Annotated in this window: 13 protein-coding genes and 1 rRNA gene; 11 read left to right on the forward strand and 3 right to left on the reverse strand. The window is 41.7% G+C overall.

Features of this window, described 5'->3' with window-relative positions:
* Positions 1–334: 334 nt before the first annotated feature.
* Both IQ19_RS10230 and IQ19_RS10235 read right to left on the reverse strand, forming a co-directional pair.
* Positions 335–4,807, reverse strand: coding sequence for a glutamate synthase-related protein (locus IQ19_RS10230; RefSeq protein ID WP_144542327.1), 4,473 nt, complete (start codon positions 4,805–4,807; stop codon positions 335–337).
* A gap of 409 nt (positions 4,808–5,216) precedes the next feature.
* Positions 5,217–6,512, reverse strand: a complete 1,296-nt coding sequence (locus IQ19_RS10235) for a glutamate-1-semialdehyde 2,1-aminomutase (RefSeq protein WP_144542328.1) — start codon at positions 6,510–6,512, stop codon at positions 5,217–5,219.
* 455 nt (positions 6,513–6,967) lie between these two features.
* Here IQ19_RS10235 and IQ19_RS10240 point away from each other — a divergent pair, with 455 nt between their 5' ends.
* The 9 genes from IQ19_RS10240 (at position 6,968) to perR (ending at position 13,298) form a co-directional block, all read left to right on the forward strand.
* On the forward strand, positions 6,968–7,975 hold the full coding sequence (locus tag IQ19_RS10240) for an ABC transporter ATP-binding protein (protein ID WP_144542329.1): 1,008 nt from the start codon (positions 6,968–6,970) through the stop codon (positions 7,973–7,975).
* Positions 7,976–8,014: 39 nt separating this feature from the next.
* The gene (locus IQ19_RS10245; RefSeq protein ID WP_144542330.1) at positions 8,015–8,806 is read left to right on the forward strand and encodes an ABC transporter permease; all 792 of its coding nucleotides are present in this window, start codon (positions 8,015–8,017) and stop codon (positions 8,804–8,806) included.
* A gap of 3 nt (positions 8,807–8,809) precedes the next feature.
* Positions 8,810–9,595: an ABC transporter permease gene (locus tag IQ19_RS10250; RefSeq protein WP_144542331.1), complete on the forward strand. Its 786-nt coding sequence runs from the start codon at positions 8,810–8,812 to the stop codon at positions 9,593–9,595.
* Between the two features lie 438 nt (positions 9,596–10,033).
* A complete protein-coding gene (locus IQ19_RS10255; protein WP_144542332.1) occupies positions 10,034–10,444 on the forward strand; it encodes a potassium channel family protein in 411 nt (136 codons plus the stop codon).
* Positions 10,445–10,526: 82 nt separating this feature from the next.
* On the forward strand, positions 10,527–10,997 hold the full coding sequence (bcp, locus tag IQ19_RS10260; protein ID WP_144542333.1) for a thioredoxin-dependent thiol peroxidase: 471 nt from the start codon (positions 10,527–10,529) through the stop codon (positions 10,995–10,997).
* A 415-nt stretch (positions 10,998–11,412) separates the two neighbouring features.
* Positions 11,413–11,490 carry a hypothetical protein gene (locus tag IQ19_RS29100; protein ID WP_338422647.1) on the forward strand — a complete coding sequence of 26 codons (78 nt, stop codon included), beginning with the start codon at positions 11,413–11,415 and terminating at the stop codon, positions 11,488–11,490.
* Between the two features lie 48 nt (positions 11,491–11,538).
* On the forward strand, positions 11,539–12,192 hold the full coding sequence (locus IQ19_RS10265; RefSeq protein WP_338422645.1) for a D-2-hydroxyacid dehydrogenase: 654 nt from the start codon (positions 11,539–11,541) through the stop codon (positions 12,190–12,192).
* 1 nt (position 12,193) lies between these two features.
* The gene (locus tag IQ19_RS10270) at positions 12,194–12,751 is read left to right on the forward strand and encodes a cob(I)yrinic acid a,c-diamide adenosyltransferase (RefSeq protein ID WP_144542334.1); all 558 of its coding nucleotides are present in this window, start codon (positions 12,194–12,196) and stop codon (positions 12,749–12,751) included.
* Positions 12,752–12,860: 109 nt separating this feature from the next.
* Positions 12,861–13,298: a peroxide-responsive transcriptional repressor PerR gene (perR, locus tag IQ19_RS10275; protein WP_198029704.1), complete on the forward strand. Its 438-nt coding sequence runs from the start codon at positions 12,861–12,863 to the stop codon at positions 13,296–13,298.
* 136 nt (positions 13,299–13,434) lie between these two features.
* On the opposite strand, the gene IQ19_RS10280 is transcribed toward perR, so the two are convergent.
* The gene (locus tag IQ19_RS10280) at positions 13,435–13,791 is read right to left on the reverse strand and encodes a YgzB family protein (RefSeq protein ID WP_144542335.1); all 357 of its coding nucleotides are present in this window, start codon (positions 13,789–13,791) and stop codon (positions 13,435–13,437) included.
* A 150-nt stretch (positions 13,792–13,941) separates the two neighbouring features.
* Between IQ19_RS10280 and IQ19_RS10285 the strand changes: the two genes are divergently transcribed.
* On the forward strand, positions 13,942–14,817 hold the full coding sequence (locus tag IQ19_RS10285; protein WP_144542349.1) for a nucleotidyltransferase-like protein: 876 nt from the start codon (positions 13,942–13,944) through the stop codon (positions 14,815–14,817).
* Positions 14,818–15,093: 276 nt separating this feature from the next.
* Positions 15,094–15,274 (forward strand): 16S ribosomal RNA (locus tag IQ19_RS10290); the annotation flags it as partial.

The following is a 15,274-nucleotide window of genomic DNA, read 5'->3' on the forward strand; positions in this document are numbered from 1 at the left end:
GTGCCGTTGAACAGAGTAAACGAGTCATGAAGGGACCTAAAGCGGGGGAATGGAGCCGTTGAATAGAGTATACGAGCGTTGAAGGGAACTAAAGCGAGTGAATAGAGTATACGAGCAATAAAGGGAACTAAAGCGAGTGAATAGAGCCGTTGAATGGAGTATACGAGCGTTGAAGGGAACTAAAGCCGAGGAATAGTGCCTATGAACCGGGAATACAGCCAAGATTGGCAAATAAAACATAAATAACCCCGTGTATCCATTTAGATCTCAAACTAATAAATATAAAAAGAACCGTCCGCAGGCACGGACGGTTCTTCATTATGCTGCTAAACAATCACTCTGTAGAAACAGATGGGTCAGCTTGTTCTTTAACCGGAATAACCTGTACGAAGTGGTCAGCCGGATGATCAAGGAGGGCAGCAAGCTGGGAAGCTTCATCAGTCTGGCCTTGATCTTTCAGCATCGCAATATATTGGCCAAGGAGTTCTCTTACATCTTCCGTTCCTTTTTCTGAAAGGGAAGTGACAGAAACTTTTGCTCCTTTTGCAATTCTGCGCTGGATGGCTTCTTTTGTTAAGCCCATTTCCGGCTGGTGTCTTAAGTAAACAACACCGCCAGTCATACCTGCGCAAATCCATGGACCAGGGTCACCAAGGACAAGGCCTCTTCCGTTTGTCATATATTCGAAGGCAAAGCCCTTAATATTGGCGTTTGTTCCGATATTACCGTATTCCTTTTCAGGAATCGGCTTTTTCAGTTGGCCGCCAATAATCATGTCGGCTCCGGATAATCTGATTCCTGCGCGTGCATCAGCATTTCCCTGGGCTACAAGCAAACCATGCTGAGCTCCGTAGCCAAAGCCTTTTCCGACAGAGCCGTTATAAAACTTGCCGTTCTTTCCTTTTGCCTTAAAGATCTTGATTTGGCCGCCAAATGACGTCTTACCGATTCCATCCTGGGCTCCTCCGGCAACTTCGATATTAATGCCAAAGCTGTTGTAAGCTCCCAGGCCATTTCCAGGAATGGATCCGCCTTTATATTTTAAGTCAACCGGCGGAAGCCCTTTATAGGAACCATCCAAACGGCCTCTTACGCGGTGGCAGGAAACACGGCTGCCTAACACACGCTGTTCAGAAGTGATACTCTGGAATTCGCGTGATTGATGCAACTCTTCGACACTTGCATCCAGGTATTCTGCTCCAACGGCTACCTGTAGCTGTGCTTCATGCAGGGCTGCCGGAGCTTCCTGTGGAGAGAATTGGCCGATTTCAAGTGTCTTTAACAGATGAGTCAGATTAAGCTGGTTTTCACCTTTGGTTTGTACCAGAAGGTCAGAACGTCCAACAGCATCCTGAAGATTTTTTACTCCAATAGAAGCTGAAAGTGCTTTAAGCTCTTCGCCAAATGCTGTAAACAAATTCATGATGCCTTGGACAGCAAGGTCAAATTGGCGAGGAACGAATCTTCTTAAACCATGCTCCTTAGCCTGTGCTTCAGAATCAATTTGTGTAGCAATACCCACGTGGCAAGTGTCAAGGTGGCAGCCGCGGCATGTTGTACAGCCAATGGCTAGCATGGATAATGTACCAAAGCCAACTCGGTTAGCTCCGAGAAGCATTACCTTTAATACGTCTGCTGCACTCTTGATTCCGCCGTCAGCCCATAGCTCGACATTATCGCGGATGCCTGCTTCCAATAGGGCATTGTGAGCGGCTTTTACGCCGATTTCAACCGGCAGGCCTACATGCTGGAGCGCGTGGATTCTGGCTGCACCAGTACCGCCGTCAAATCCGCTTAGTGTGATAATATCTGCACCGGCTTTTGCGATACCGACAGCAATTGTCCCGATATTCGGTACTACCGGAACCTTAACGGCTACTTTTGCTTTATCGTTGGCTGTCTTAAGCTCATGGATCATTTGTGCCAAATCTTCAATTGAATAGATATCATGGTTGTTTGAAGGTGAAATCAAATCTGAACCAATTGTTGCATTACGTGCTTCGGCAATTTTTGCTGTAACCTTTGAACCTGGAAGGTGTCCGCCTTCACCAGGCTTTGCACCTTGCCCGATTTTAATTTCAAGCAAGTTGGATGAATTGAGCAGCTCGGCATTTACACCAAAACGTCCGGATGCCACTTGCTGTCCGCGAGTTTTCGGATATTTACCAAGCATATCCTTAATTTCCCCGCCTTCACCATTCAAGCTGACCATGTTCAAACGGTCTGCACCTTCTGCATAGGCCCTGAACGCTGTCTCATTCTGAGAACCAAAGGACATGGAGGAGATGACAAACGGAAGGTCATGCTCTCCTACATTCAAGCTAATATCCTCCGGCTTTAGGTTTGAAGCCGTCTCCTTAAATCCAGTTAAATGGCGGATTGTCGTAGGGTTTTGGTCCTCCTGCTCAGAGATTTTTTCCTTGTATGCACTATAGTCGCCTGTTGATGCAACCTCTCCGATAGCTTTCCAGATACGAGGGAAAAGGCTGAATGTCTTCCCGATCCGCTCTTTTTCATTTTGATAATCTTCTGCTCTCGCAAAAGCATCTTCTTTTAAGGCGTCGAAATTAAATGCAAGTTCCTTTGAACCGAAGAAGTTTACGATATTCAGATACTCGGCCACGTCTTCATGCAGACCGATTGCAGAGAACAAACGGCCATAGCCTCTTAACTCGTGAATGCCGATCGTTGAAATAACCTTCTCAAGACCCTTAGTAAGGGCTGAATATAAATTGGTTAGTGGCGTTACAGAATCGCCAAGCACTGTCATAAACATATAGTACGGACTGATTATATCTGCACCTAAGCCAAATGCTGTGATGATATCATGCAAGGACCTGATGGAAGCAGAGCGCACCAAAAGAGAACATTCGCGGCGTAAAGCTTCTTTTACAAGGGCCTGGTCAATAGCAGACACGGCTAAATGCGAATCAATCCAATAAGTATCCTCCTGATGGGCATTTGCATCATCGAGCACAAGCAGGGTCTTTCCGTTGTGGACAGCTTCAACTGCTTCTGCTGATAAACGGTCCAAAGCTTCTTTTACTGTTTCATTTTTCTTAAAAGTGGTAGACAGATAAGAAATAAGCTTTTGCTCCTGATAAAAGCTGGTTACCTGATCGTAGCTTGGCTGTTTAAGAGCATCAGAACATTCAAAACCTGCTTTTCCTTCTATTAAAATAGGAGTCTGCAATTCAATTACAGCACCAGGCTGCTGTTTTTCGAATAATGAGGGACGCTGCCCAATAATGGTACGTGTTGAGAAATGCTCGGTTTCACGGTCGCGGTCAATCGCAGGGTTTGTAACAACTGCAACGCTTTCCTTGATAAAATCTGAAATATTTTTCCGTTGCGGATTTAGTGCTGCAAGAGGAGAGTCGTGTCCGAGTGAACGGATTGGCTCTGCTCCTTTTTCTGCCATTTGTTCTACTAGCTGGACATGGTCTCTTTCCCAGCCAAACGCTTTATATTGTCCATTATGGACTTTATCCGGATAGTTAATAGAAATTGTTTTTTCTAATTTTGGCTCCTGCAGGCGAATACGGAAGTTATCAGCATTAACACGTTTTGAAAATCTTTCAAAAACTGCAGCTTGATAATTGCTGTGTTCATAAACGGCAAGAGTATCGCCATCCCATTTCAATCCAACTTTTTCACCAGGTGAAAGCGGCTTTGGTTCGTTGACATATTCACTTGATGGAAAAATTCCTGGCTCAGATGAGAATAGGTAAGAGCTTTCTGTTTCAAGCATCCACAGTGGGCGAAGGCCCAAAGCATCTACACTAAACACAGCTTCGTCAGCAAAGCGGGAGATAATTCCTGCTGGACCTTGAGCAAAATGTCCCCATGCTTCACGAATATATGAGTACATATCCTGAAGGTGTTCCGGGTAAGATTTGATTTCATTCACGATTGGCGGGAACAAGACATCCATCGCTTCGAATAGTGAATAACCGTCACGGCAAATAAACGTTTCAAGCGTTCTGCTCAAATCCTGTGAATCACTTCCGTCTTTTACAAGCGGAACGCCAACCATTTTCGCTTCATCTCTTAGCTTTGCAATCGTGTTGATCTCGCCGTTGTGGCCAAGGATACTGAATGGCTGCACGCGAAAGAAGCTTGATAATGTATTAGTTGAATAGCGGTTATGTCCAAGTGTCATTGTTGAAGCAACAAGCGGGTTTGCTAAATCATGATAATATTTAGGCAAAATATCTCCAGCGCCCATTACTTTATAAACAGCATGATGCTGGCTTAGGGAAGCGACATGCACATGCTCATTTTCTTCAAAATCAACAATCAATTCAAAAAGCTTTTTAGAAAGCTCTCCTCCGGTTTGTTCTGATAAACATGCAAACTGCCAAAATACAGGGTTTTCCTGAATGGCAATTGGACCAAGGGCAGAGGATTCTGTTACCTCTTCAGATTCAAAAATGACTTCAATCTGAGAATCGGCAAGCTTTTGCATTAAATGCTTTTTAAAAGATTCTGTGTCCTTGCTTCTAGACATAAATACATGTCCAACGACAAACCCCTCACGGGTTGCAGCTGCCGGATCGGCTCCTGCTTCTTTTAGCTTTTCTTTCCAAAGCTCTCTCGGGATATCGATATGAATGCCAACACCGTCTCCTTCTCCGTTAATAAAGCCGGCACGGTGATTCATTGTGACAAGGGCATTGATACAGCTGAAAATATTCTCCCGTGTAGGTACTTTCTTTTTTTCCATAGCAGAAACGATGCCGCACGCATCATGCTCCTGACGGTTAAACTCTTTAAAAAGTGAAGGACTCCATTGTTGTAATGTCATAGTATTCGGCTGAAAATAAGGCTTTGCCTTAAAGCCGTTCACCTCCTGATTAGTAATCTATTAAAAATTAGTTGTTTACGGGTTTTAAATGAGGTTGTTCAAAAAGTCATGTTTTTGAAAGGATAAATGCATCATGCATTTATTAAATGAATAGTGTGATTATTTGGGAAAGGTTTTTGCCTTTATACCCATCTTTTTGCTGGCGTACTCCGCACTTACAGAAAAGATTTCTCCTATCATATCATATGAATTTTCAGAAATCAATTATTTATACAAAAAGTTGGATAGAGTTTAGGTGGACAAAACTGATGATGTATAAAAAAACACTAAGATTGTAAACGTTTTCATAACTGTTAATAAAGAAAACGGGAACCTTATGGCTCCCGTTAATGTATAAAATAATGAATATTTATTCGGAGCCTAATTGCTGAAATGCATTTTGGACTGCGTGGATAGTTGCGTGAATATCCTCCTCTGTGTGGGCGATCGTTACAAACCATGCTTCATACTTGGATGGAGCCAGGTTTATTCCTTGGGTTAGCATTAGATTGAAAAATTTTGCAAACATTTCGCCATCTGTGTTTTCTGCCTGTTCATAATTTACAACTATTTCATCTGTAAAATAAACGGTGAGAGCACCTTTTAAACGGTTAATGGTGATCGGGATGTTAAATTCTGCTGCAGCGGCTTTAATGCCTTCTTCAAGCATTTCGCCCAGGCGGTCCAAATATTCATAGATACCTGGCTGTTTAAGTATTTCAAGGCAGGCGATGCCGGACAGAATGGAAGCAGGGTTGCCTGCCATAGTTCCGGCTTGATACGCAGGTCCTAGAGGAGCAACGGTTTCCATGATTTCCTTTTTGCCGCCATAAGCACCTATAGGCAGTCCTCCGCCAATGATTTTACCCATAGCAGTCAAATCTGGTTTAACTCCTAGCAAATCCTGTGCTCCGCCATACATAAAACGGAAAGCAGTAATAACTTCATCATAAATAACCAACGCTCCTGCAGCATGGGTTAATTCATTTACCTGTTCCAAAAATCCTGGTTTAGGTTCTACAATCCCGAAATTGCCGACAATCGGTTCAACGAGAACTGCTGCAATCTGGTCTCCCCACTTTTCCAAAGCTTCCTTATACGGCTCGATTTCATTAAAAGGAACTGTTATAACTTCCTGAGCGATGCTCTTAGGTACTCCAGCAGAGTCGGGAGTGCCTAATGTTGAGGGGCCTGAGCCTGCCGCAACAAGAACAAGGTCGGAATGGCCGTGGTAGCAGCCAGCAAACTTAATGATTTTGTCTCTGCCTGTATAAGCCCGTGCAACACGGATGGTTGTCATAACTGCTTCTGTTCCCGAGTTTACAAAACGGACTTGATCCAAATTAGGCATTGCTTCCTTTAGCATTTCAGCAAATTTCACTTCATGTGGGGTTGGAGTTCCATATAAAACTCCGCGCTCTGCAGCAGTTTTAATCGCTTCAGTAATATGCGGATGGGCATGGCCGGTAATGATCGGTCCGTAGGCGGCTAAATAATCAATATATTGGTTGCCGTCAACATCCCAAAAATATGCGCCCTGAGCGCGTTCCATCGCGACTGGGGAACCTCCGCCAACTGCTTTATAAGAGCGGGAAGGGCTGTTGACTCCCCCGACAATATGTTCAAGAGCTTGTTTATGTAATCTTTCAGAATTAGTAAATTGCATTATTATCCTCCTGACATGAATCCAATTAGTCGTACATTTATTATTTTAACATGATCGAAAGGCAGTTAGTCCAATCTAAAGGGGAAAGCAGAGAATTCTGTATATTGCTATGAAAACAGACTGGCGTTTAATAGGGCTGTGTTAATGTAATTGTTGATTTAGCACTGTTAATATTGGAGGGGAAGGCGCGAGATCCACGAAATATATTCGCATTCCTTCGTGCGGAGTTTATTCGAAGGTGCATGTTCAAAGTCCTGCCGGAAAAGCGTACCTAAAGGAGACCCGCAGGCATTGAACGCCGAGGGCCGTTCGACCCCGCGGATAGCGAGTGACTGTAGCTGAAATCAACACCCAGGTTTAACAAAGCCAAAAAAAAAGGGTGCATTCTATTTGTGTTGGTGTGCTTGTTTGTCTAAACTATTTCATTAGGGCATTAATTGGCAGGAGGAGTAATCATGAAAGATGCAATAACAGTCAGGAACTTAAAGAAAGAGTTTAAAGCTTATTCTAGCCGCTCAGGATTAAAAGGTGCTTTTCGGGACCTTTTAACAAGAAACTATAAGATTGTACCAGCTGTTAACGACATCAGCTTTAATGTGAAGCAAGGAGAAATGGTCGGCTATATTGGCGAAAATGGAGCAGGCAAGTCAACGACCATTAAGATGCTGACTGGAATTTTAACCCCAACCAGCGGTGGAGTCATTGTAAATGGAATGAACCCGCATAGAGACCGTGAAAAGTTCGTTAGCACCATTGGTGTGGTTTTTGGACAAAGATCGCAGCTATGGTGGGACATCGCTGTTCAGGAGTCTTTTAGGCTTCTGAAGAAGGTGTACAAAGTATCTGATGAGCAATATGAAAGCCATATGGCACATGTCATAAAAACATTGGATATAGAACCCCTGCTGGATAAGCCGGTCCGGAAGCTTTCGCTTGGGCAAAGAATGAGATGCGAACTTGCTGCGGCACTGATCCATAACCCTCCGCTTTTGTTTTTAGATGAACCCACCATCGGGCTTGATGTACTGGTTAAGCTGAGAATCAGGGAGTTCTTAAAAGAGATTAATAAAAAATATAATACAACCATTCTGCTGACCACACATGATTTAACAGATATCGAGGCCCTGTGTGAACGGGTGGTTATGCTTGATGATGGTAAGGTCATTTACGATGGTGCATTAAAAAGCCTAAAGGAAAAATGGGGAGAAGGAAAAGAAATAGAATTTCAATTCCTCGAAGAAGTGGAACTTGCTGATCTTAATAAAATTACAGCATCATCTGAAGTGAAATGGGAGAAGGATGAGAAGAAAGCCATTTTTACGGCAGTAGTGGAGGATGATGATGAGCTCATATCACTATTAATTGCAAAGGTGGTTGCCGCTTTAAAAATAAAAGATATCAACATTAAAGAAACTTCGACAGAGGAAATCATCCGAAATATTTATGACCGGGGGATATCGTAATGGGATGGTTCCTTCCACTCCATAACTGGGGGTGTTCTCATGGATAAATATCTTGAAATGATCCGGATCCGTTTTCTGATGATGCTGGCTTACAGAACTAATTATTATACAGGTATTTTGATTTACAGCATTAATATCGGGGCCTATTATTTTTTATGGTCGGCGATTTATGGCGAAAAGGATGCAATTGAAGGCATGTCTGTTATTCAAATGTCTACCTATGTAGCAGTAGCGTGGATGGCAAGGGCATTTTATTTTAATAATATTGACCGTGAAATGGCTGCTGAAATTAAAGAAGGGAAGGTAGCGGTGGAACTGATACGCCCGTACAATTACCTTGGCATGAAAACAATGCAGGGGCTTGGCGAGGGGGTATTCCGGCTGTTCTTCTTCTCGGTTCCTGGTATGGTGATTGTTTCGTTCATTTTCCCGCTCCAATTTTCCGCAGATTTAACCACTTGGCTCTTTTTTGCGGTGTCGATTTTATTAAGTTTCTTTATTAATACACAAATTAATTTGCTGACAGGTATTACCACTTTCTTCCTATTTAATAATACGGGGCTTATCCGGGCGAAAAGAGTTGTGATTGATCTCTTTTCAGGCCTTCTTATTCCCATCAGCTTTTTCCCGAATTGGGCACAGGATATATTGAAGTATCTCCCCTTTCAGGGAATCAGTTATGTACCGAGTATGATCTTTACAAATAGCTTTTCAAATAATGAAGCCATTCAAGCGATTATTCTTCAGGGTGTCTGGGTAATCATTCTGGTGATCCCCATTCAGATTCTATGGGTGATTGCGAAAAAACAGCTTATTATTCAGGGAGGGTGACGGATGTTTTATATAAGAATTTTTTTCCAATATGTCGCCCAATATATGAAAACGAGAATGCAATACCGAGCAGATTTATTTGTGGAGATATTCTCAGACCTATTATTTCAGGCAGTCAATTTAATTTTTATATTAGTCGTTTTCGGCCATACCAATCTTCTTGGAGGCTGGACGAGGGATGAGATCATTTTCATTTACGGATTTTTCCTTGTACCATATGCACTGTTCTCTTCTTTCTTTAATATTTGGGATTTTAATGAAAGGTATATTGTCAAAGGTGAACTTGATAGGATATTGACCCGTCCGATCCATAGCCTGTTTCAAATTGTTTTGGAACGGATGGAGCTTGAATCCCTATTCGGGGCCGTTACAGGAATCGCTGTAATGTTTTATGCCGGAAACAGCCTTGGCCTGAAGCTATCCTGGGCAGACCCGTTCTTATTCCTTCTTTTTGTATTAGGAGGAATGCTCGTGTATGGCGGCATATTTATCATGATTGCGTGCATCAGTTTTTGGGCTGATGCCCGAACTTCGATTATGCCGATGATGTACAACATCGGAAATTATGGCAGGTATCCAGTAGATATTTATAATAGCGTTATTCGCTTTGTTTTAACTTGGGTGCTGCCATTCGCCTTTGTCGGTGTTTATCCTGCCGCTTTCTTTTTAGGAAAGGAAGAGTGGTTTCTCTACTCATTCTTAACTCCAGTTATCGGAATCGTATTCTTCGGAATCTCAATCCTGATTTGGAATTCAGGCGTAAAACGGTATAGGGGTGCAGGTAATTGAAACAAGAGCCGGGGGATATCCCTGGCTTTTTAATGTGCCTGTAAAACTTTTAACTTCGATAACTGTCTAGCTGCCGCACCCTATCGACTCGACGTGCTTCCTTCAATAAAATAAGGAAACATCGAATTGCTATCGCTCTTCGTGTTTCCTTTATCTCAAAAAGGAACTCAGACTAAGAACGCCACTTCCTCCCAAAAGCTCCCGCTTTTGGTCGTGCGATGTAAAAGTTGACGAAGTCTTTCTTGTCCTGTAGGCCTCAGCCGCCACACTCCGTCGATGCGCACTAAGGCAAGCTCCTTGGAATCAGCTTCGCAGGAACAAGCGGCATTTGCTTGTTCCGAAGGGCGCCTGCGCTTTCTTGTGTGCAGACAGGCAGTCATACAGCATGGGTTGAAAGCGTATAAATAAATTGAAGCCATTTCGAAATGAGGTTACATTATGGCATTTTATTTGTCGTTAATCCTAATTGTTTTATGCATGATCATGAGTCTGCAAACCCTTTTTTCATCAACAAAGATAAAGGGCAGATGGGTTTCTATGGAGAATTTTCTCTATCTGATAAGTTTGTATGCTACGATCATGATTGGTTTTGGGCTAATTTATATTTTGCTTGATTTACATGGGCTTGTTGTTTTAATAGATGGAACAAACTATATTGAAGCAGGTTTTCTGGAACGGCTTGAGACGGGGTTTTACTTTAGTGCAGTCACTCTATTTTCAGTTGGATATGGAGATATTAGCCCGATTGGGATTGGCAGGATGATTGCTGTTATGGAAGCGCTGATTGGCTATGTCATACCTGCAGCCTTTGTGGCGAGAGTTGTTTTTGATGCGGAAAAGCAGACATGACTGCCTGCCTAATAGTTGTTTTTAAGTGAAAAGTTGGATAGTCTTAAAGGAAGAAAAACTTATCCAACGGGAGTGATAGAGTATGGCAGTTGCAATTGGAGACCTTGCTCCGGATTTTGAGCTAGAGGCCAGCAATGGCAAAAAGATAAAGCTTTCAGATTACCGCGGTAAAAATGTGGTTCTTTATTTTTACCCGAAAGACATGACGCCAGGCTGTACAACACAGGCATGTGATTTCAGGGACCAGCATGAGAACTTTGCGGGCGTGAATGCAGTTATCTTAGGTGTAAGCCCCGATCCGCTCACAAGACATGAAAAGTTTATCGAAAAACACGGCTTACCATTTTTGCTGCTTGCTGATGAAGATCATAAAACCGCTGAAGAGTATGATGTATGGAAGCTGAAGAAGAATTTTGGGAAAGAATATATGGGAATTGAACGTTCCACTTTTATTATTGATCAGGAAGGCAAACTCACTAAAGAGTGGCGGAAAGTGAAAGTAAAAGGGCATGTAGAGGAAGCTCTTGAATATATTAAGGAAAACCTGGCCTAGCGCTGGTTTAATGAAAATAAATTTGCAAATGGGTGGCCTATTTTTAGGGGATCAAGGCTTTTGTCCATTCCTAAAAACAAGTTTTGCATATCATTTTATTAGGGCATACCTCCTCAGATACTTTTTTCGAAGCGGACCTTATCTGGTCCGTTTTTTTTTATAATAAGAGTACTAAAATAAAAAACGTATTGTTTCTACAATTCAGACATCGGTGATATGATGAAAAAAGCGAAGATGGAGTGATGTCCTATGAAAATTGTGTCTTCTATATTGCCCCCAGAAGCACTCCGTGAAGAGGTGCAAAAGGATTTCCGCAAGCAGAGTTTCTGTTTTATAAAGGGATTGAAACGGCCGGGGAATCTTTTTATGATGCAGAAATATTTATTCATACGGAGAAGATTTAACGGAGGAACATATACATAAATCGAAAAAATTAAAATGGATTATGGTAATGTCCGCTGGAATGGATGAAATGCCTTTTAAAGCATGCTAGGAAAAAGGAATCCTTGTTACGAATGCGAGGGGAATCCATAAAATTGCGATGGCGGAGTTCACGCTGGGTACAATGTTGGGCCATGTTAAACAAATGGCTGCATTGGCGAGAAATGAGCGGGATGAGGTTTGGGATAGAAAACTGCCTATGGAGGAACTGCGAGGCAAGACTTTATTGGTACTGGGTATCGGTGCTAGCGGAGGGGAAATCGCGAGGTTAGCTAAATGCTTTGGAATGAATGTAGCAGGAGTGAATAGGAGCGGGAAAGACGCAGCTGGGGGAGACCGTATCTATAGTATTAGCCAGCTTAGTGAAATACTTCCTAAAGCTGATTTTTTTGTATCTGTTTTGCCTAGTACAGTTGAAACAAGGTTTTTGCTTAAGAAAGAACATTTTGCAGCCATGAAGGATTCCGCTGTTTTTATAAATATAGGGAGAGGTGATCTTGTGGAGGAGGTTCTTCTTTCTGTATTAAAAACAGACCAGATTTCACATGCCTACCTGGATGTTTTCGCTAATGAGCCGCTTCCAAAAGCGCATCCGTTCTGGAAAATGGAAAATGTGACAGTCACACCACACCACTCAAGCATTACTAAAAATTATTTACCCAGATCTTTTGAAATTTTTAAGCATAACCTTCATACATATATTAAAAATAACAAAGATTATATTAATGTGATTGATCTTGAAAGAGGGTATTAAGATGAAAATTTATACAAAAACTGGAGATAAGGGAACAACTTCTTTGGTATATGGGCAAAGGGTCAATAAAGATGATATCCGTGTTGAAGCCTATGGCACATGTGATGAAGCCAACTCAATGATTGGGATGGCGCTAAGCCACTTAACAGCTGAATTTTTAACTAATAAAGAAAAGATAGAAAAAGTTTTTCACAAAGTACAGACTGATTTGTTTCACGCAGGCGCTGAGCTTGCAACGCCCAAAGGAAAGGAAGTTAAATGGGTCATATCAGAAGAGGATATTGCCTTCATGGAAAAACAAATCGATGAATGGGATACAGAACTTGCTGCCCTCACTAACTTTATTCTGCCTGGCGGCCAGACATCTGGAGCTGCCTTCCATGTGGCAAGAACAATCGTAAGAAGGGCTGAGCGCTGTGCGGTCTCACTGGGGGAAGATGTAAACCCACTTGTTCTTGCCTATTTAAACCGTTTATCCGATTTGTTATTTGTCTCAGCTCGCATTGTAAATCATCATTTAGGATCCAGCGAGCATACATTGCATGCTGATAAAAGCTGATTTCCCTCTATTAAAGTGTTTGCAATATTGACAAATGTGGTAAAAAATTAGTACACTATTTATAAAGATTATAAAGTAATAATATTTGTTGGAAAAGAGGTGCATGGCGGTGGCGCAAATGGAATTAAAAGAGGCGCTGGATACTTTGAAAGAAACAGGAGTCCGTATCACTCCGCAGCGTCATGCGATACTTGAATATTTAATAAACTCCATGTCACACCCGACTGCAGACGATATATACAAAGCATTAGAAGGTAAATTCCCTAATATGAGTGTGGCTACAGTTTACAATAATTTACGAGTATTCCGTGAGGTCGGCCTGGTAAAGGAGCTAACATACGGAGACGCATCGAGCCGCTTCGATTTTGTAACTACTCATCACTACCATGTCATTTGTGAAAGCTGCGGCAAGATTGTAGACTTCCACTATCCTGGCCTTGATGAAGTAGAGCATCTTGCCTCGCATGTAACAGGTTTTAAAATCAGCCATCATAGAATGGAGATCTATGGAACCTGTCCTGAATGTGCAAGCAAAGAAGCCCACTAATAAAATAGTACAAAGCTGCCGGCTGGATGCTGACAGCTTTTTCTTTTTGCTTAAGTGTAAACTGAACAATTTATAATAAAAAACCGGCTATAAGCTAGCCGGCCATTCGAATCGCGAATATGAAGCGGTGAGGTTATCAGCTCTGCTTCGTATCTTTTTTGTTGTATTTTTCATTAAATTCAACGCCCTCAAGTTTTGGATCAAGCGTTAAAGGCTCTTTACAATACATGCACATATCAACACGGCCTAGCATTTTGGTATGCTTGCCGCAATTTGGACAAACCACTTGCACGGTTTTTGTTGAAAGCATGCCGATCCAAAAATATACACCTGTGCTTGCAAGGATAAACAGCATTCCAAGCAGCATAAATATTGTCATGAGAAGAGGGGAGTTTCTAAAGAAGATTCCTACGTACATAACGATAAATCCGATAAAAATCAAACTTAGGGCAAATGTACGAATTTTATTGATTTTACTTGAGTACTTAGCCATTCTGTTCCCTCCTAAAAGCTAACTATACCATAACCTCTTTACGTAAATAAATATTAATATAGAATGGTGTCGAAAAATGTCTCACATTTAGGGAGGATTTCATTTATAATTGTCGAAGATATACGCTATCAATAAACTGGAGGAATTATGATGGAAGATATTCTCCGTCCTATTTATCAAGAACGGGCAAGCCAGGCGAATACTCTCGGAGTGATCATGACCGAGAAGATGCAAAAAGCACTTCCTGCTACAGATACCTTTGATGCTGTGCTCCTGATTCTTGTAAAGGAAGCAGATGAACCGGTGTTTGTTAAACATTACACATATAAGGATAAAAAAGCAGCTCTTCATATAGTTACAGATAAGCAGCTGCGTGAATGGATCCTTTTGGGATCAAACCGCAAGATCTTTGATTGGCTCTATAATGGAAAAGTTCTTTTTGATCGAAATGAATATATTCATAATTTGAAAGTAGAATTAAGGGAATTTCCGTTCTACGGCAGGAAATTAAAGATGGGGCTGGAGTTTGCGAAGCTGATCCGCCGGTACATGGATGGCAAAGCATTTTTTGAGAACCGCCATTATTTTGACGCCTATAATCATATTGTTCATTCTCTCCATCATCTGGCCAGGCTTGCAGTGATCGAAAATGGTTTTCATCCCGAGGTAACCGTTTGGAACCAAGTGAAACAAATTGAGCCAGAAATTATGAAGTTATATGAAGAGCTTGTAAATAGCCAGGAACCGTTGGAAAAAAGACTGGAACTGTTATTTTTGGCCAGTGAGTTCTTGATTCATTCAAGGACTAAACAAGGTATTACCCATCTTACAGATATTCTTGGTGAAAAAGAAGAATGGTCTATCCATGATATTATGAGCCATGAAGAACTTCATTTATATTCAGTTGACTTAAGTATGCTTCTTGAATATCTAATTGATAAACATATTATAGAAGTAGTGAATATAGAAACGAAGGGACAAGGGATATATCACCGGTATTATAAACTCGGAAAAAAATTATCGTAAAAAAACATTAAAAGCTATTGACCTTTATTTAAATCCTTGTTATATTTATATCCGTCGCTGCGATATGAACAAAAAACATTTTCACAGCTGACGGATTTCTTTCAAAAAAGTGTTGACAGTTAGAAACAAAACATGTTATATTAATAAAGTCGCTTCTGAGCGATAAGGCAAAATATAACAAAGAGAAATTGATCTTTGAAAACTGAACGAACAAAAACGTCAACGTTAATTCTTTAGTCTTTTTTAAAAAGACAACTTATGAGCTTAATCAACTCTTATATGGAGAGTTTGATCCTGGCTCAGGACGAACGCTGGCGGCGTGCCTAATACATGCAAGTCGAGCGGACGGATGGGAGCTTGCTCCCGGAAGTCAGCGGCGGACGGGTGAGTAACACGTGGGCAACCTGCCTGTAAGACTGGGATAACTTCGGGAAACCGGAGCTAATACCGGATAATT

It is taken from the genome of Cytobacillus oceanisediminis, from assembly GCF_007830235.1.
Classification (GTDB): domain Bacteria; phylum Bacillota; class Bacilli; order Bacillales; family Cytobacillaceae; genus Cytobacillus; species Cytobacillus oceanisediminis.

Bases quoted from the DNA above. Each gene is read 5' to 3' on its own strand.
- IQ19_RS10265 (WP_338422645.1), top strand. From the start codon at position 11,539: ATGGCGGAGTTCACGCTGGGTACAATGTTGGGCCATGTTAAACAAATG.
- IQ19_RS10235 (WP_144542328.1), bottom strand. From the start codon at position 6,512: ATGCAATTTACTAATTCTGAAAGATTACATAAACAAGCTCTTGAACAT.
- IQ19_RS10250 (WP_144542331.1), top strand. From the start codon at position 8,810: ATGTTTTATATAAGAATTTTTTTCCAATATGTCGCCCAATATATGAAA.
- IQ19_RS10245 (WP_144542330.1), top strand. From the start codon at position 8,015: ATGGATAAATATCTTGAAATGATCCGGATCCGTTTTCTGATGATGCTG.
- IQ19_RS10270 (WP_144542334.1), top strand. From the start codon at position 12,194: ATGAAAATTTATACAAAAACTGGAGATAAGGGAACAACTTCTTTGGTA.
- bcp (WP_144542333.1), top strand. From the start codon at position 10,527: ATGGCAGTTGCAATTGGAGACCTTGCTCCGGATTTTGAGCTAGAGGCC.
- IQ19_RS10280 (WP_144542335.1), bottom strand. From the start codon at position 13,791: ATGGCTAAGTACTCAAGTAAAATCAATAAAATTCGTACATTTGCCCTA.
- IQ19_RS10240 (WP_144542329.1), top strand. From the start codon at position 6,968: ATGAAAGATGCAATAACAGTCAGGAACTTAAAGAAAGAGTTTAAAGCT.
- IQ19_RS10285 (WP_144542349.1), top strand. From the start codon at position 13,942: ATGGAAGATATTCTCCGTCCTATTTATCAAGAACGGGCAAGCCAGGCG.
- IQ19_RS10230 (WP_144542327.1), bottom strand. From the start codon at position 4,807: ATGACATTACAACAATGGAGTCCTTCACTTTTTAAAGAGTTTAACCGT.
- IQ19_RS10255 (WP_144542332.1), top strand. From the start codon at position 10,034: ATGGCATTTTATTTGTCGTTAATCCTAATTGTTTTATGCATGATCATG.